The 15,209-nt window shown below is 42.9% G+C and carries 16 protein-coding genes, 13 tRNA genes and 1 rRNA gene; 29 read left to right on the plus strand and 1 reads right to left on the minus strand.

Features of this window, described 5'->3' with window-relative positions; genetic code table 11:
• The first annotated feature begins 2 nt into the window (after positions 1-2).
• The 14 genes from acpS to LC040_18025 all read left to right on the plus strand — a co-directional run bounded on the left by acpS (position 3) and on the right by LC040_18025 (position 11,529).
• Positions 3-359, plus strand: a complete 357-nt coding sequence (acpS, locus tag LC040_17960) for a holo-ACP synthase (GenBank protein ID WLR51051.1) — start codon at positions 3-5, stop codon at positions 357-359.
• 73 nt (positions 360-432) lie between these two features.
• The gene (locus LC040_17965; GenBank protein WLR51052.1) at positions 433-1,968 is read left to right on the plus strand and encodes an NAD(P)H-hydrate dehydratase; all 1,536 of its coding nucleotides are present in this window, start codon (positions 433-435) and stop codon (positions 1,966-1,968) included.
• A 52-nt stretch (positions 1,969-2,020) separates the two neighbouring features.
• Positions 2,021-3,037, plus strand: coding sequence for an outer membrane lipoprotein carrier protein LolA (locus LC040_17970; GenBank protein ID WLR51053.1), 1,017 nt, complete (start codon positions 2,021-2,023; stop codon positions 3,035-3,037).
• A 382-nt stretch (positions 3,038-3,419) separates the two neighbouring features.
• Entirely contained in the window at positions 3,420-3,698 is a 279-nt protein-coding gene (locus tag LC040_17975; GenBank protein WLR51054.1) for an antitoxin endoai, read from the plus strand.
• A gap of 4 nt (positions 3,699-3,702) precedes the next feature.
• Positions 3,703-4,053 carry a type II toxin-antitoxin system PemK/MazF family toxin gene (locus LC040_17980; protein ID WLR51055.1) on the plus strand — a complete coding sequence of 117 codons (351 nt, stop codon included), beginning with the start codon at positions 3,703-3,705 and terminating at the stop codon, positions 4,051-4,053.
• A gap of 309 nt (positions 4,054-4,362) precedes the next feature.
• Positions 4,363-5,184 carry an STAS domain-containing protein gene (locus tag LC040_17985; GenBank protein WLR51056.1) on the plus strand — a complete coding sequence of 274 codons (822 nt, stop codon included), beginning with the start codon at positions 4,363-4,365 and terminating at the stop codon, positions 5,182-5,184.
• A 14-nt stretch (positions 5,185-5,198) separates the two neighbouring features.
• Complete coding sequence (locus tag LC040_17990) at positions 5,199-5,555, plus strand: STAS domain-containing protein (GenBank protein WLR51057.1); 357 nt, start codon at positions 5,199-5,201, stop codon at positions 5,553-5,555.
• 3 nt (positions 5,556-5,558) lie between these two features.
• Positions 5,559-5,963, plus strand: coding sequence for an anti-sigma regulatory factor (locus LC040_17995; GenBank protein ID WLR51058.1), 405 nt, complete (start codon positions 5,559-5,561; stop codon positions 5,961-5,963).
• Between the two features lie 55 nt (positions 5,964-6,018).
• Positions 6,019-7,008, plus strand: a complete 990-nt coding sequence (locus LC040_18000; protein WLR51059.1) for a PP2C family protein-serine/threonine phosphatase — start codon at positions 6,019-6,021, stop codon at positions 7,006-7,008.
• A gap of 57 nt (positions 7,009-7,065) precedes the next feature.
• The gene (locus LC040_18005; GenBank protein ID WLR51060.1) at positions 7,066-7,398 is read left to right on the plus strand and encodes an anti-sigma factor antagonist; all 333 of its coding nucleotides are present in this window, start codon (positions 7,066-7,068) and stop codon (positions 7,396-7,398) included.
• On the plus strand, positions 7,395-7,883 hold the full coding sequence (rsbW, locus tag LC040_18010) for an anti-sigma B factor RsbW (protein WLR51061.1): 489 nt from the start codon (positions 7,395-7,397) through the stop codon (positions 7,881-7,883). Before LC040_18005 ends, rsbW begins: the two co-directional genes overlap by 4 nt.
• A complete protein-coding gene (gene sigB / locus LC040_18015; protein WLR51062.1) occupies positions 7,849-8,640 on the plus strand; it encodes an RNA polymerase sigma factor SigB in 792 nt (263 codons plus the stop codon). Before rsbW ends, sigB begins: the two co-directional genes overlap by 35 nt.
• Positions 8,640-9,242, plus strand: coding sequence for a PP2C family serine/threonine-protein phosphatase (locus LC040_18020; GenBank protein WLR51063.1), 603 nt, complete (start codon positions 8,640-8,642; stop codon positions 9,240-9,242). The genes sigB and LC040_18020 overlap by 1 nt, the downstream gene beginning before the upstream one ends.
• A 139-nt stretch (positions 9,243-9,381) precedes the next feature.
• Entirely contained in the window at positions 9,382-11,529 is a 2,148-nt protein-coding gene (locus LC040_18025) for a Tex family protein (protein WLR51064.1), read from the plus strand.
• An 8-nt stretch (positions 11,530-11,537) separates the two neighbouring features.
• Here the strand turns inward: LC040_18025 and cmpA are convergent, their stop codons facing one another.
• The gene (gene cmpA, locus LC040_18030) at positions 11,538-11,651 is read right to left on the minus strand and encodes a cortex morphogenetic protein CmpA (GenBank protein WLR51065.1); all 114 of its coding nucleotides are present in this window, start codon (positions 11,649-11,651) and stop codon (positions 11,538-11,540) included.
• Between the two features lie 139 nt (positions 11,652-11,790).
• Between cmpA and LC040_18035 the strand changes: the two genes are divergently transcribed.
• The 15 genes from LC040_18035 (at position 11,791) to LC040_18105 (ending at position 15,205) form a co-directional block, all read left to right on the plus strand.
• Positions 11,791-12,240 (plus strand): SprT family protein, encoded by a 450-nt coding sequence (locus LC040_18035; GenBank protein WLR51066.1) that lies wholly within the window; start codon positions 11,791-11,793, stop codon positions 12,238-12,240.
• Between the two features lie 171 nt (positions 12,241-12,411).
• Positions 12,412-12,486, plus strand: a tRNA-Asn gene (locus LC040_18040).
• A gap of 3 nt (positions 12,487-12,489) precedes the next feature.
• Positions 12,490-12,580 (plus strand) — tRNA-Ser (locus LC040_18045).
• A gap of 6 nt (positions 12,581-12,586) precedes the next feature.
• Positions 12,587-12,661: transfer RNA gene (locus LC040_18050), tRNA-Glu, on the plus strand.
• Between the two features lie 16 nt (positions 12,662-12,677).
• A tRNA-Val gene (locus LC040_18055) sits at positions 12,678-12,753 on the plus strand.
• Positions 12,754-12,760: 7 nt separating this feature from the next.
• A tRNA-Asp gene (locus LC040_18060) sits at positions 12,761-12,837 on the plus strand.
• A gap of 5 nt (positions 12,838-12,842) precedes the next feature.
• Positions 12,843-12,917, plus strand: a tRNA-Gln gene (locus LC040_18065).
• A gap of 6 nt (positions 12,918-12,923) precedes the next feature.
• Positions 12,924-12,999: transfer RNA gene (locus LC040_18070), tRNA-Lys, on the plus strand.
• A gap of 7 nt (positions 13,000-13,006) precedes the next feature.
• Positions 13,007-13,091, plus strand: a tRNA-Leu gene (locus LC040_18075).
• Between the two features lie 7 nt (positions 13,092-13,098).
• Positions 13,099-13,184, plus strand: a tRNA-Leu gene (locus tag LC040_18080).
• A gap of 20 nt (positions 13,185-13,204) precedes the next feature.
• A tRNA-Arg gene (locus tag LC040_18085) sits at positions 13,205-13,281 on the plus strand.
• A gap of 49 nt (positions 13,282-13,330) precedes the next feature.
• Positions 13,331-13,407, plus strand: a tRNA-Pro gene (locus LC040_18090).
• Between the two features lie 13 nt (positions 13,408-13,420).
• Positions 13,421-13,494, plus strand: a tRNA-Gly gene (locus tag LC040_18095).
• A 4-nt stretch (positions 13,495-13,498) separates the two neighbouring features.
• Positions 13,499-13,572: transfer RNA gene (locus tag LC040_18100), tRNA-Ile, on the plus strand.
• Between the two features lie 90 nt (positions 13,573-13,662).
• A 16S ribosomal RNA gene (locus tag LC040_18105) occupies positions 13,663-15,205 on the plus strand.
• The last annotated feature ends 4 nt before the right edge of the window (positions 15,206-15,209 follow it).

A 15,209-nucleotide genomic window follows, 5' to 3' on the forward strand; every position in this document is an offset into this window, starting at 1 on the left:
GGATGATTAAAGGAATCGGCTTGGATATCGTCGAACTACAGCGTATTAAACGAATGGTTGAGAAAGAAAGGTTTGTATTAAGGATCTTAACGAATCAAGAGCGAGAAAAGTTTCAGAAATTAGAAGGTCACAGAAAAGTAGAATTTCTAGCTGGCCGATTTGCTGCCAAAGAAGCCTATGCAAAGGCCGTCGGAACAGGAATAGGAGCAAATTTGAGCTTTCAAGATATTGAAATTTTAAATAATGAGTATGGTAAGCCTATTTTATATCATAAATCGAAAGAAATTGTGCATGTATCAATCACTCATAGTCAAGAGTATGCAGCGGCTCAAGTCATTATTGAAGAAAAAAATGAGTAAAGCTTGGCAAGCTCGTCTGCATATCAGCATCTTTTCTCACATATATTTCTATTGCGGGTAGGAGGGAACTCAAGTGCATGTTGTAACCGCGCACGAGATGTATCAAATGGATCGCTTGACAATTGAACAGGTTGGACTTCCTGGTATTGCGTTAATGGAGAATGCTGGACGTGCTGTCTCGGATGTTATTGAAAGAGTAGTAGGCAAGGAGAAACGGATTGTTGTTCTTATTGGTACCGGGAATAACGGTGGGGATGGCTTTGTTATTGCAAGAACATTAAAGAGTCGCGGCTTTCTGGTGGAGTCATGGCTTATCCCGCCTCTTGAGAAGTTAAAAGGTGATGCGCTCAAACATTATCATATTTATGAGCAAGCAGGTTATCGGTTACATGAATATGAGGTAGAGGGAGCGGATCGGCTGAATCAACAGTTAATAGGAGCTGACTGTATTGTTGATACAATGCTTGGTATTGGTGTGAAAGGTCGTTTGCGTGAGCCGTATGCAGAAATCATTCATACATGCAACAGACTAGATTCAATGAGAATAGCTGTTGATATACCAAGTGGTGTGCCGGCAGATAGTGAGGTTCCTTTTGAAGCTGCTTTTCGAGCAGATTTAACTGTGACGATTCAGTATCCGAAAACAAGTGCTTTCGTTTTCCCGCATGCCGATTACTATGGAGAAGTGAAAGTCGTGGATATTGGCATACCGCCTTCTGCATTAACAATAATAGAAACGGAACGGAAATGTTGGACGAGCGAAGATGTGAAGCGCACTTTCCCTAGAAGAAGTGATGACTCTCATAAGAGTACTTATGGAAAAGGTATCGTCTTCGCTGGTTCGCAGGCAATGTCGGGAGCAGCAGTCATGACAGCAAAAGCGGCTGTTAAGAGCGGAGCGGGTCTTCTGAGTGCTGCTGTTCCTGAGAATGTACAGCCGATTGCAGCATCGCAGTTGCCGGAAGTGATGTTTCATTCTCTTCCATCTAATCAGGGGGGAACGACAGGAGAACATTCATTTGATTTAGCACAATTTGATGCAGTAGCGACAGGGCCGGGGCTTGGGCGGACAGAGGGTGTTAAGAAGCTTATACAAGGATTGCTTGAGAATGTAGCCGCTCCTTTAATACTAGATGCGGATGCACTTTATCACCTGTCAGCCAATTTGGAGCACCTTCAATTACGTTCTCATCCAACGATTCTGACACCACACCCTGGGGAGATGGCTCGTCTAGCAGGTCTCTCTGTAAAAGATGTAGAACAGAATCGGTTCAAAGTAGCGCGACAATTTGCTACAGAGAATGGTGTCTATCTTGTACTGAAAGGAAGATACACCATTGTAACAACACCAGAAGGCGCCCAGTATATTAATACAACCGGTAACGCTGCTCTTGCAAAGGGTGGTTCAGGAGATGTGCTTACAGGCATTGTTCTTGCATTTGTTCTTCAACAAACCAATATCCAGGAAGCAATAAGTAACGCCGTTTTTCTACATGGAAAAGCAGCTGATTGGCTTATTGAGGAAAAGCATTCGAAGCTTGATGTAATGGCAACTGATTTGATTGAAGCTTTACCACATGTATTAAAACCATTTGATGCAAGCTGTTAGCATGCACTTGTTCTCTTCTTTGTCGTCGATATGAGACAAAGGAGCTGATAATGTGAAAAGGCGATTGATTTTGTTTTCGTTATTTTTATTAGTAGGGATTTTACTGGCAGGTTGTGGTGAGAAGTCACAAGAGGATGTTACCTCAATGCTTGAGAAGAAGATGGAAGAGATGACGGGTTACAAGACAGAGGCGAAGATGACACTTGATATTGGAAAAGAGCCTCAATCTTATGATTTAGAAATTTGGCACAAGAAAAAGGGCTATTACCGTGTTGTTCTGAATCATGAACAAAAGAAACAAAACCAGATGATCATCCGTAATGATGAAGGTGTATTTGTTTTAACACCTGCTTTGAATAAAAGCTTTCGATTCCAAAGCGAGTGGCCTGAAAATAGTAGCCAAACGTACCTGTATGAATCGCTTGTAAGTGATATCTTAAATGATAAAGATGCAAAATTTAAATCAGATGAAAAACATTATATCTTTGAAACGAAGACGAACTATCAAAATAATAAAACACTTCCATATCAAGAAGTGACGCTTTCAAAGGATTCACTTATGCCTGTGATGGTGAAGGTGATGGACCAAGACCGTACGCCGCTTGTCCAAGTTGACTTTACTAACTTTAAGTTTAATCCGTCTTATGACGAAGGCGCCTTTGATGTGCAACGAAATATGACTGGGGCGCAATTGGATACAGATGCACCGACAATGGCTCAACCGACTAACAAAGAATTTAAAATACTCTATCCGTTGAATTTGCCAGAAGGTGTGGGTTTGGTTGAAGAGAAGAAGGTAGAGACAGAAGATGGTGAGCGCATGGTGCTTACCTATGGTGGAGATAAATCGTTTACCTTATATCAAGAAAAAGCAATTGCAATGCAAACAGGAAGCCTAGTTTCTGCTGAAGGAGAACCGGTTGATTTAGGATTTGCAATTGGAGCGATGACAGACCGCACATTGTCTTGGTCATTTGAAGGTGTTGATTATTATTTAGCTTCAAAAGATTTAACACAAGATGAAATGGTCGAAATTGCACGTTCTGTCCAAGGGCAGGCAATGAAGTAATCCTATTGTGAAGGCAGGTCCATTTAGGGCCTGTCTTTTTCAAAAATTTCAAGGGACTCTTCCATTGAAGTATAAAATATACATTTTCGAGAATAATTGAAATAGCATAAAAAATTTCCACCTGAAATATTTTTATTTAGTTGAAGGAATTCTGAATTGATTAGCGAATATACATTGTGAAAGAGTTTGTTCGGCATCGTCACATGTATTTAATTTGAAATAACTGCCTGTTGGGGAAGCGTTGAATTTTGAAATCCGATGCTTAATTCTACGCGGTATATAGCCTAAAATAGCTTTGCAATCGTTCTCCAGCGATGGTATGATGAATAGTGGGTTTTCATAACAAAAAATTGGCGTGCAGTTGTGGTGGAGGTGTACGTTTGTGTCCGAAGCTAATACTCAAGAAATTATGGTACGTTTACCAGAGAGCTTAGTGAATGAGCTTGATCTCATTCTAAAACAAGAAGACGGAAGTCGGAGTGATTTCATTTACCAAGCTACGAAACAGTATCTTCGAGAGCGTAAGAAGCGTCACATACGCGAGTCAATGCGACGTGGCTATATGGAAATGGCAAAAATCAATCTTAATATTGCTTCAGAAGCCTTTCTTGCCGAGGAGGAAGCAGACCACACCTTAGACCGCTTAGTAAGCGGGGTGTAAGGGTTTGATAGTTAAGCGCGGCGACGTGTATTTTGCTGATCTTTCTCCTGTAGTTGGTTCAGAGCAAGGAGGCGTTCGCCCTGTTTTAATCATTCAGAATGACATCGGTAATCGATTCAGCCCTACTGTTATTGTGGCGGCGATTACTGCTCAGATACAGAAAGCTAAATTACCCACACATGTGGAAATCGATGCGAAACGTTATGGGTTTGAGCGTGATTCTGTCATTCTGTTAGAGCAGATACGAACGATTGATAAACAGCGTCTTACGGATAAGATTACCCACCTCGATGATGGTATGATGAGTCGAGTGGATGACGCGCTTCAAATTAGCATCGGATTAATTGATTTCTAGAATAAGGTTCATGACGAAAAAGTTGCTTATTTAAGCAGCTTTTTTTATTTGATTCAAATCCAAATTATGACGTATTCTTTATTCTGTAGGAAAAAAAGAATGAGATTCTGCGGGTTTGCTAATGAAGAACGTGCTAAGCTTATCTCACATGCTCATTTCCACCTTTTGGTTGGAGGTAAACATTCAGCGGAAGTTTTTTTGCAGATTCTTTTTGTTATTCTTTGGATAGGGTGCTAGGTGTATTCGTTGAAAGATATCTGGAAAAATGAAATAATGATTAAAAACCTATTTTGAGTGAGGAGATGACCAATGCGTTCTTTTATCGTAGAAATTATAAATGATAATTATGAAGTAATTGTTGAAAAATGGATGAACGAAACTGCAAAATATGAAAAAACAAGCGCGTTAAATCGGTTTGTGGACCATGATCAGACCGAAACAAATAGAGAATTTATTGAGCTGGTTTTACAGTCAATTATTTTAGACGGTGAAGATTATCGCCCTAAAATGGTTGAATTTTCCGAAAAGGTCATGGGTTTAGGGTGGCATCTCGAATATATAACAAAAGGGCTTCAGCTTGTCCGTCATATTCTCTTGGAACTTCTATCAGAGAAAGGGTTTGGCAGTCATAAGCCTCTTCAAATGATGAAGAAAGTAGACGATCTTGTCGACCCAATCGTTAATGAAATGGTGAAAAGTTATACAGGAGCATGGGAGAATACGTTTTCGTTGCAAAAAGATGCTCTTCAAGAGCTTTCATCACCACTTATTCCGCTATTTGATAACATCACTGTCATGCCTCTTATCGGGACAATTGATACAGAGCGTGCCCAATTAATTATGGAGAACTTGTTAGATGGTGCTGTAAAACATCGTTCAGAGGTTGTTTTAATTGACATTACTGGGGTTCCTGTTGTGGACACAATGGTTGCTCATCATATTATTCAAGCAGTCGAAGCTGTGCGTTTAATTGGTGCCCAGGCAATCCTTGTGGGAATCCGCCCAGAAATTGCACAAACAATTGTTAACCTAGGAATTGATTTGAGCCAGTTCCCTACAAAGAACACGATGAAAAAAGGAATAGAGAGCGCATTGGAGATTACAAATAGAAAATTAACGAGTCTCAACTAGGGGGAGGGTGAACAATGAGGATTCCGATATTGAAGTTACATGAGTATTTGCTCATATCTATTCAATGGGAACTCGATGATCAAACAGCTTTACAATTTCAAGAAGACCTACTGAACAAAATTCATGAGACTGGCGCGAAAGGTGTAGTAATTGATCTAACATCAATTGACATGATCGACTCATTCATTGCAAAAGTTTTAGGGGATGTTGTCAATATGTCGAACCTTTTAGGCGCTAAAGTGGTTTTAACAGGTATCCAGCCTGCTGTTGCTATTACATTAATTGATTTAGGAATCTATCTACGTGACGTTCCAACAGCATTAGATTTAGAGCAGGGGTTGGATAAATTGAAACAGGAATTGGGGGATTAGAAAATGAACCACCAGTCCTGTGTGAATATACAAAAAGAATGGGATATTGTAGCGGCGAGGCAATTAGGACGAAACGTTGCAAAAGAGCTTGGCTTCGGAAGTGTTGATCAAGCGCGTGTAGCCACTGCGATCTCAGAGTTAGCACGAAACATTTATTTATATGCAGGAGCAGGAAAGATTTGTATTGAACCTGCCCATGATAGCGGGAGACCCGGTTTAATGATTGTTGCTTCTGATGCAGGACCTGGCATCAAAGATATCCGTAGAGTGATGGAAGATGGATATTCTACGTCAGGCGGGCTTGGATCAGGTTTGCCTGGTGTAAAACGTTTAATGGATGACTTTACGATCGAATCTGCTTTAAATAAAGGTACAGAAATTGTCGTTTATAAGTGGTTGCGTCGATAGTTGAAATGAGCAACTGCTTTATATATGGGGGGTTACTGTGGAAGAGCAGACAACTATGGAAACATATAAAAGTATATTAGAGGACTATTTAGAGCGTAAAGATGAGACTGCCTTATATCGCGCTCAACGTTTCAGCAGAAAAGCATTAGAGCAAAAGACATCACCAGAAGAAGTAATCAACATGCATATCTTAGCTCTTCAAGAAATCTTTCCTGAAATGCAAAAAAGTGTGCGCGACTCATTTGATTTTCTGTTAGAAGTGATGATGGAATATGGTATGGCTTATCAGGAACATCAGAGCTTACGAAACCAACAACTGGAATTGAAATCTGAAATAGAAGTCGCGGCAAACATGCAACGCACATTATTAAAATCACAAACCCCTTTTGTTTCATCAATGGATATTGGTGCGCTTAGCGTGCCTGCTAAGAAAATGAACGGCGATTACTTTCATTTTGTTCAAGATGAGAAAGATAGGGTAAGTGTAGCTATAGCAGATATTATCGGAAAAGGCATTCCGGCGGCACTATGTATGTCGATGATTAAGTATTCAATGGATAGCTTGCCAGAAACTCGCATGAAGCCTGCAGCAATCCTAGAAAATTTAAACCGTGTAGTAGAGCAGAACGTTGACCCAAGTATGTTTATTACAATGCTATACGGGATATATGACCCAAGTGCCCATCGTTTTTCTTATTCTTCAGCTGGCCATGAGCCAGGTTTTTATTATCATGCAGAAGATGATGAATTTGAAGAATTAGCAGCGAAGGGTCTTGTATTAGGTGTATCTCGGAATACGATTTACAAAGAGTATCAACGAGATGTTAAGCCGAATGACATGGTCGTCCTTCTTACAGACGGTGTTACAGAATGTCGTTCTGGAGAAGAGTTCATTGATCGATCCCAAATTGCAGATTTGATTCGAAAGTACATCAATCTCCCAGCGCAACAAATTGTTGAGAATGTTTACAAAGAATTAGAAAAGTTACAGGATTTTGAACTGCGGGATGACTTTACATTATTGATTATTCGACGGAAGGTTTAAAATAAAAGAAAGAGGGAATCCCAAGAGTACGTAAAAAAGTTGAGGGGGGCGCTGAGCGTGAATTTAAAAGTTGATATCATTCATAATGATTCTCAAATTGAAGTAAGTGTTTTTGGAGAAGTAGACGCTTATACAGCTCCAAAACTAAGAGAGTCGCTTATTCCTTTAACAGAAGAAGAAGGCGTCGATATTTTTGTTAATTTAGCCGGTGTTGATTATATGGATAGTACCGGGCTAGGTGTGTTTATTGGCGCATTAAAATCTAGTCGTAAGCATAATAGCACACTTAAATTACATGGAATGACCGATCGTGTTGAACGATTGTTTCAAATCACCGGTTTGAATGAAGTCATGGATATCGAAACTAGCCCAAGAGGTGAAACGCAATGAAACAAACCGTCGATTATGTAGAGATGAAGGTTCCTGCCAAAGCTGAATATGTAGGGGTTGTACGGTTAACCTCTTCGGGTATAGCTAGTAGAATGGGCTTTTCATACGAAGACATTGAGGATATTAAAGTAGCGGTTTCAGAAGCATCTACAAATGCTATCCAACACGCATACAAAGAAGATGAAAAGACAGGAGAAGTCCTTGTTGGCTTTAGTAGCTATGAAGATCGTTTAGAAATTATTATTTCCGACCATGGTCAAAGCTTTGATTCAGAAGAGGTGAGAAAGAAGACAGGTCCATACAATGCTGAATCACCACTTGAAGATTTGCGGGAAGGTGGGTTAGGTCTATTTTTGATTGATACCTTGATGGATAAACTGCAAATCAATGATGATTCAGGCGTGATTGTAATCATGACCAAGTATTTAAACAGAGATGAGGTGGAGCATAGTGGCGACACAATCTCAACCTCGCAAACCAAATAAAAAAGAGGTTTATGAATGGATTGAGGATTTCCAAAATGACCGAAATAAGGCTGAGGTTCAAGAAAAGATTGTTACACAATATCAAGGCTTAGTTGAATCACTGGCGAGAAAGTACTCACGTGGAAAGAGCATTCACGATGATTTAGTACAAGTGGGTATGCTCGGTCTTCTTGCGGCGATCCGTCGCTATGATTCTACATTTGGCAAGTCATTTGAATCGTTTGCGGTTCCGACCATTATTGGTGAAATTAAACGCTTTATACGTGATAAGACATGGAGTGTTCATGTTCCACGACGGATTAAGGAACTAGGTCCAAAGCTTAAGAAAGCTGTAGAAGAGTTAACGACTGACTTGCAGCGTTCACCGAAAGTATATGAAATCGCTGAACACCTTGGGGTTACAGAAGAGGAAATTCTCGAAACGATGGAAATGGGTAAGAGTTATCAAGCATTATCCGTAGACAGCAAGATTGAAGCGGATGCAGAAGGAAGTACAGTTACGTTGCTTGATCTTGTCGGTAACCAAGATGAGAACTTTGAGACGACTGATCAAAGATTAATTCTTCAGAAGGCATTTAAAGTACTGACTGAACGTGAGCAAGCAATTATTCAATACACCTACTTTGAAAATATGAGTCAAAAAGAAGCTGGTGAGATGCTAGGTATATCACAAATGCACGTTTCTCGTTTGCAGCGGCGTGCGCTTAAGAAACTTCGTGAAGCGATTCGACTTGAACCGCAGGAGTGTATTGAATAATGATTATCGAAAAATACGATAATGTGGATATTGCAGCTTATCAGCGGGCGAAAAAAGGGCAAACATGTTGTGGTGACAGTTACTTTATGGTTGAGACAAAAGGTTACTTTGTATGTGCTGTAGCGGATGGGCTTGGGAGCGGGCCAGAAGCAAAGAAGTCATCCGAAGCAGCTATACAGGTAGTGAAACGATGCCATTCAGGTGATGTCCAAACCATCATGGAAGAATGCAATCGAACCTTGACTGGAAAGCGTGGTGCAGTCCTCGGTCTTTTGAAAGTTGATTATGAAAAGCGTGAGATCGTTTATAGCTCTGTAGGAAATATACGCTTCATTCTTTATTCGCCTACAGGTAAAATCACCTATCCGTTGCCGAAGAGTGGTTACCTTTCAGGACGTCCAGTAGATATCCCGGTTCAACAGATAGCGTATGAGGAGGACTCTACTTTTCTTATCCATTCTGATGGCTTACAGCTAAAGTCGTTAAAGAAAGTGATTTGGAAAATGACTTCACCTGAAGTCGCCTCGACAGAATTGAAGAAATACGTTGCTGAAGGACTTGATGATACAACCTTCATCGTTGGAAAAATCCATTCCTCATAAAAAAGAGTTTTCTATTTTAACGATAGAAAACTCTTTTTTAGTGCTTCATGGTAAAAGTTTTTTCCATTGAAGAAGTTTGATAAAATAGACTTATTGTGAATATATGTGAAAAAGGTGGCGAAGAACGATTAAAGAATCAGTGACGATAAAGACAATCGCGCAAGAACTTCAATTAAAAGAAAAACAAATTCAAGAAGTAATAAATCTACTTGAAGACTCAAACACCGTTCCGTTTATTGCCCGGTACCGAAAAGAACAAACCGGTGGGCTTGATGAAGTCCAAATTAGAGATATCATGGAGAAATGGCAATATGCACAGAACTTAGAGAAGCGAAAAGAAGAAGTTGTTCGCTTAATCGATGAGCAAGGAAAGCTGACAGATGAGCTCAAGAAATCTATTGAAGTTTCTACGAAGCTGCAGGAAGTAGAGGATTTATATCGCCCTTACAAGCAAAAGCGTCGTACGCGTGCCACGGTTGCGAAGGAAAAAGGCCTTGAACCATTCGCACAATGGCTGTTTAAGTTGCCGAAAGAAGGTAATCCGCAAGAAGAGGCAAAGAAATATCTATCAGATGAAAAAGAAGTACTTTCTGTTGAAGATGCTTTAAATGGAGCGAAGGACATTATTGCGGAGCAAATTTCTGATGACGCACAAACGAGACAGCTGATTCGTGAGAAGACATTTAAACAAGGGAAGCTTGAAACGAAGGCAAAAGATACTGAGAAAGACGAGAAGAAAATTTACGAAATGTACTATGAGTATGAAGAGCCTGTCTCAAAGGTAGTGCCGCACCGTGTGTTAGCGATGAATCGCGGGGAAAAAGAAGGTGCTTTGAAAGTCTCTGTTGCTATTGATGAAGCATCAATTGTAAACGTAATAGAGCGCAAGTTTGTTAAATATCCGAACTCTCCGACTGCCCCTTATGTTATTGAAGCAATTGAAGATGGTTATAAGCGATTAATTCAACCGTCGATTGAACGAGAGATTCGCAATGAATTAACTGATAAGGCGGAAGAGCAAGCTATACATATTTTTGCAGAAAACTTACGTCACCTTCTACTACAACCACCATTAAAAGGGAAGGTTGTGCTTGGCGTCGACCCGGCATATCGAACGGGTTGTAAGCTCTCTGTTGTAGATGCAACTGGGAAAGTGTTAAAGATTGACGTCATCTATCCGCATCCACCTGTTTCGAAGGCTAGTGAAGCGAAGAAGAAGATCAAGGCAATTATTCAGCAGTTTGGCGTGGAAATTGTTGCGATTGGGAATGGAACAGCTTCAAGGGAAACAGAAACCTTTGTAGCGGATATTTTGCGAGAGATGGAAGAGGGAATTTTCTACCTTATTGTAAATGAGGCGGGCGCCAGTGTTTACTCGGCTTCTGATCTTGCAAGGGAAGAGTTTCCTGATTTTCAGGTGGAAGAACGGAGCGCGGTCTCCATTGCAAGAAGACTACAAGATCCTCTTGCAGAATTAGTGAAAATTGATCCGAAGTCTGTCGGTGTTGGCCAGTATCAACATGATGTGACGCAGAAGCGTTTGAATGAATCACTCACCTTTGTTGTAGAAACAGTTGTAAACCAAGTTGGAGTGAATGTGAATACGGCGTCTTCCTCCTTATTGCAATATGTAGCTGGCCTTACGAAAACAGCTGCAAATAATATTGTGAAGAAGCGAGAAGAAATTGGACATTTCCGTAATCGGAAACAATTGAAAGACGTACCTCGCCTTGGCCCGAAAACATATGAGCAATGTATCGGTTTCTTGCGTATTTTAGAAGGTGAACAGCCATTAGACCGCACACCTATTCACCCTGAAAGCTATAAGGAAACAGAACAATTGTTACATAAGCTTGGTTGTACGGTGAATGAATTAGGTACAGAGAAATTGAAAGAGCAGCTTTCTCAAATTGATATCGCGGGTACAGCAGAGCAGCTAGAAATCGGGAAATTAACACTTCAGGATATTGTGGATGCCTTGAGTCGACCAGGCCGTGACCCGCGCGATGATGTGCCAAAGCCATTGCTGCGAACAGATATTTTAACACTCGAAGACTTATCGAAAGGGATGGAGTTAGAAGGAACCGTCCGAAATGTTGTTGACTTTGGTGCATTTGTTGACATAGGTGTAAAACAAGATGGTCTTGTGCACATTTCAAAGTTAAGCAGACGCTTCGTGAAACATCCATTAGATGTTGTCTCGGTAGGACAGATTGTTAAGGTTTGGGTTGATGATGTAGATAAGAATAAAGGAAGAGTTGCATTAACGATGCTTTCTCCAGAATAAGCACTGCTTTATGAGCAGTGTTTTTTTCTATAGAAAAACCAACATTGATTAAGTAGACGAATTTGCCCGCAATCCTTTTCTTTAAATGCTCGCGTCAGTTGATTAATTAACCAAATAGGCATAAGCTAACCCCCTTTATCCGCCTTTCCAAGATGAGGTATTGTAAATTGTATGCTTACAGCGGATAAAATGTGCTATAATATCACAACTACATAAGTTTCTGCACGCTGAATTGTTTGGTGAAGAAAAGGAAGGGTAACGATGAATGATGCCGAGCTTCAAGCATTAACCGAGGAAATCTCTGAGACGTACTTTGGTTTGCCATTTGCACATCAAGCATACTTCAATCACCGGTTGAGAACGACAGGCGGCCGATATATGCTGCGTTCACATCACATTGAAATTAACCGAAAGTACCTTGATGAGCAGGGGAAGGAAGCATTGGTTGGGATTATCAAGCATGAACTCGTGCATTATCACCTGCATCTTGCTGGTAAAGGGTACAAGCATCGTGACCGAGACTTTAAACAATTAATGAAGGAAGTAGGAGCACCTCGTTATTGCACCCCACTCTCATCAGCGAAGAAAACAACGGTTTATCATTTCTATACATGCAAGCAGTGTGGGCTCATTTACAAACGAAAGCGACGGATTAATACGGCGAAGTATGTCTGTGGTAAGTGTAAAGGGAAACTGCAAAAAACGTCCTGAAAAAATATTAACAAGGGGTGTTGATCTACCTTTGATAATATGTTAAATTATAAAAGCGTCGTTGAGATGACGGCAAACAAAATGCCGATAAAAATATTTATAAAAAAATGTTGACATCTAGTTAACAAATGTAATATAATAATTTTTGTCGCTGAAAGAAAAACATATCGTTCCACAGTAGCTCAGTGGTAGAGCTATCGGCTGTTAACCGATCGGTCGTAGGTTCGAATCCTACCTGTGGAGCCAAACGGAGAAGTACTCAAGTGGCTGAAGAGGCGCCCCTGCTAAGGGTGTAGGTCGCGTAAGCGGCGCGAGGGTTCAAATCCCTCCTTCTCCGCCATTTCATGGCCCGTTGGTCAAGTGGTTAAGACACCGCCCTTTCACGGCGGTAACACGGGTTCGAATCCCGTACGGGTCACCACTTACATAACATATTCGGAGGATTAGCTCAGCTGGGAGAGCACCTGCCTTACAAGCAGGGGGTCGGCAGTTCGATCCTGTCATCCTCCACCATCTATATGGTCCGGTAGTTCAGTTGGTTAGAATGCCTGCCTGTCACGCAGGAGGTCGCGGGTTCGAGTCCCGTCCGGACCGCCATTTTTTGCCCGATAGCCAAGCGGTAAGGCAACGGACTTTGACTCCGTCATGCACTGGTTCGAATCCAGTTCGGGCAGCCATTTTAAGAGCCATTAGCTCAGTTGGTAGAGCATCTGACTTTTAATCAGAGGGTCGAAGGTTCGAATCCTTCATGGCTCACCATTTTTTTGCGGGTGTGGTGGAACTGGCAGACACGCTAGACTTAGGATCTAGTGCCTTACGGCGTGGGGGTTCGACTCCCTCCACCCGCACCATAAAAATGCGGTCGTGGCGGAATGGCAGACGCGCTAGGTTGAGGGCCTAGTGGGGGCGACCCCGTGGAGGTTCAAGTCCTCTCGGCCGCACCAAGAAGAACAATATATAGAATGCGCCCGTAGCTCAATTGGATAGAGCGTCTGACTACGGATCAGAAGGTTAGGGGTTCGACTCCTCTCGGGCGCGCCATATTTTTTGAAACAACAAGCTGAAACAAAGTTCAATTATAAATAATAAACGGGAAGTAGCTCAGCTTGGTAGAGCACATGGTTTGGGACCATGGGGTCGCAGGTTCGAATCCTGTCTTCCCGACCATTCCAATTTTTGTGCGGGTGTAGTTTAGTGGTAAAACCTCAGCCTTCCAAGCTGATGTCGTGGGTTCGATTCCCATCACCCGCTCCAAAACGGGCCTGTAGCTCAGCTGGTTAGAGCGCACGCCTGATAAGCGTGAGGTCGGTGGTTCGAGTCCACTCAGGCCCACTCTCGTTTTAAATGTTCTTTGAAAACTGGACAAAATGAACATGCTTAACGAGCAAGTTTCAAATTTTTTTCGAACTTCCATTTGGAAGCTTATCGGAGAGTTTGATCCTGGCTCAGGACGAACGCTGGCGGCGTGCCTAATACATGCAAGTCGAGCGGATGAAGGGGAGCTTGCTCCCTGGATTCAGCGGCGGACGGGTGAGTAACACGTGGGCAACCTGCCTGTAAGACTGGGATAACTCCGGGAAACCGGGGCTAATACCGGATAATCAAGTGAACCGCATGGTTCGCTTGTAAAAGACGGTTTTGCTGTCACTTACAGATGGGCCCGCGGCGCATTAGTTAGTTGGTGGGGTAACGGCCTACCAAGACAACGATGCGTAGCCGACCTGAGAGGGTGATCGGCCACACTGGGACTGAGACACGGCCCAGACTCCTACGGGAGGCAGCAGTAGGGAATCATCCGCAATGGACGAAAGTCTGACGGTGCAACGCCGCGTGAACGATGAAGGCCTTCGGGTCGTAAAGTTCTGTTGTTAGGGAAGAACAAGTGCCGGAGTAACTGCCGGCACCTTGACGGTACCTAACCAGAAAGCCACGGCTAACTACGTGCCAGCAGCCGCGGTAATACGTAGGTGGCAAGCGTTGTCCGGAATTATTGGGCGTAAAGCGCGCGCAGGCGGTTTCTTAAGTCTGATGTGAAAGCCCGTGGCTCAACCACGGAGGGTCATTGGAAACTGGGGAACTTGAGTGCAGAAGAGGAGAGGAATTCCACGTGTAGCGGTGAAATGCGTAGATATGTGGAGGAACACCAGTGGCGAAGGCGACTCTCTGGTCTGTAACTGACGCTGAGGCGCGAAAGCGTGGGGAGCAAACAGGATTAGATACCCTGGTAGTCCACGCCGTAAACGATGAGTGCTAAGTGTTAGGGGGTTTCCGCCCCTTAGTGCTGAAGTTAACGCATTAAGCACTCCGCCTGGGGAGTACGACCGCAAGGTTGAAACTCAAAGGAATTGACGGGGGCCCGCACAAGCGGTGGAGCATGTGGTTTAATTCGAAGCAACGCGAAGAACCTTACCAGGTCTTGACATCCTCTGACCACCCTGGAGACAGGGCTCCCCTTCGGGGGCAGAGTGACAGGTGGTGCATGGTTGTCGTCAGCTCGTGTCGTGAGATGTTGGGTTAAGTCCCGCAACGAGCGCAACCCTTGTCCTTAGTTGCCAGCATTTAGTTGGGCACTCTAAGGAGACTGCCGGTGACAAACCGGAGGAAGGTGGGGATGACGTCAAATCATCATGCCCCTTATGACCTGGGCTACACACGTGCTACAATGGATGGTACAAAGGGAAGCAAGACCGCGAGGTGGAGCCAATCCCATAAAGCCATTCTCAGTTCGGATTGCAGGCTGCAACTCGCCTGCATGAAGCCGGAATCGCTAGTAATCGCGGATCAGCATGCCGCGGTGAATACGTTCCCGGGCCTTGTACACACCGCCCGTCACACCACGAGAGTTTGTAACACCCGAAGTCGGTGGGGTAACCTTTGGAGCCAGCCGCCGAAGGTGGGACAAATGATTGGGGTGAAGTCGTAACAAGGTAGCCGTATCGGAAGGTGCGGCTGGATCACCTCCTTTCTAA

It is taken from the genome of Bacillus tianshenii (genome assembly GCA_020524525.2).
Classification (GTDB): Bacteria; Bacillota; Bacilli; order Bacillales; family Bacillaceae_N; genus Bacillus_AV.

What these genes read in the sequence shown, in the direction of transcription:
- acpS (WLR51051.1), top strand. Translation starts at nt 3, where the DNA reads ATGATTAAAGGAATCGGCTTGGATATCGTCGAACTACAGCGTATTAAA.
- LC040_17985 (WLR51056.1), top strand. Translation starts at nt 4,363, where the DNA reads ATGCGTTCTTTTATCGTAGAAATTATAAATGATAATTATGAAGTAATT.
- LC040_17990 (WLR51057.1), top strand. Translation starts at nt 5,199, where the DNA reads ATGAGGATTCCGATATTGAAGTTACATGAGTATTTGCTCATATCTATT.
- LC040_17995 (WLR51058.1), top strand. Translation starts at nt 5,559, where the DNA reads ATGAACCACCAGTCCTGTGTGAATATACAAAAAGAATGGGATATTGTA.
- LC040_18000 (WLR51059.1), top strand. Translation starts at nt 6,019, where the DNA reads ATGGAAACATATAAAAGTATATTAGAGGACTATTTAGAGCGTAAAGAT.
- rsbW (WLR51061.1), top strand. Translation starts at nt 7,395, where the DNA reads ATGAAACAAACCGTCGATTATGTAGAGATGAAGGTTCCTGCCAAAGCT.
- LC040_18020 (WLR51063.1), top strand. Translation starts at nt 8,640, where the DNA reads ATGATTATCGAAAAATACGATAATGTGGATATTGCAGCTTATCAGCGG.
- cmpA (WLR51065.1), bottom strand. Translation starts at nt 11,651, where the DNA reads ATGCCTATTTGGTTAATTAATCAACTGACGCGAGCATTTAAAGAAAAG.
- LC040_18035 (WLR51066.1), top strand. Translation starts at nt 11,791, where the DNA reads ATGAATGATGCCGAGCTTCAAGCATTAACCGAGGAAATCTCTGAGACG.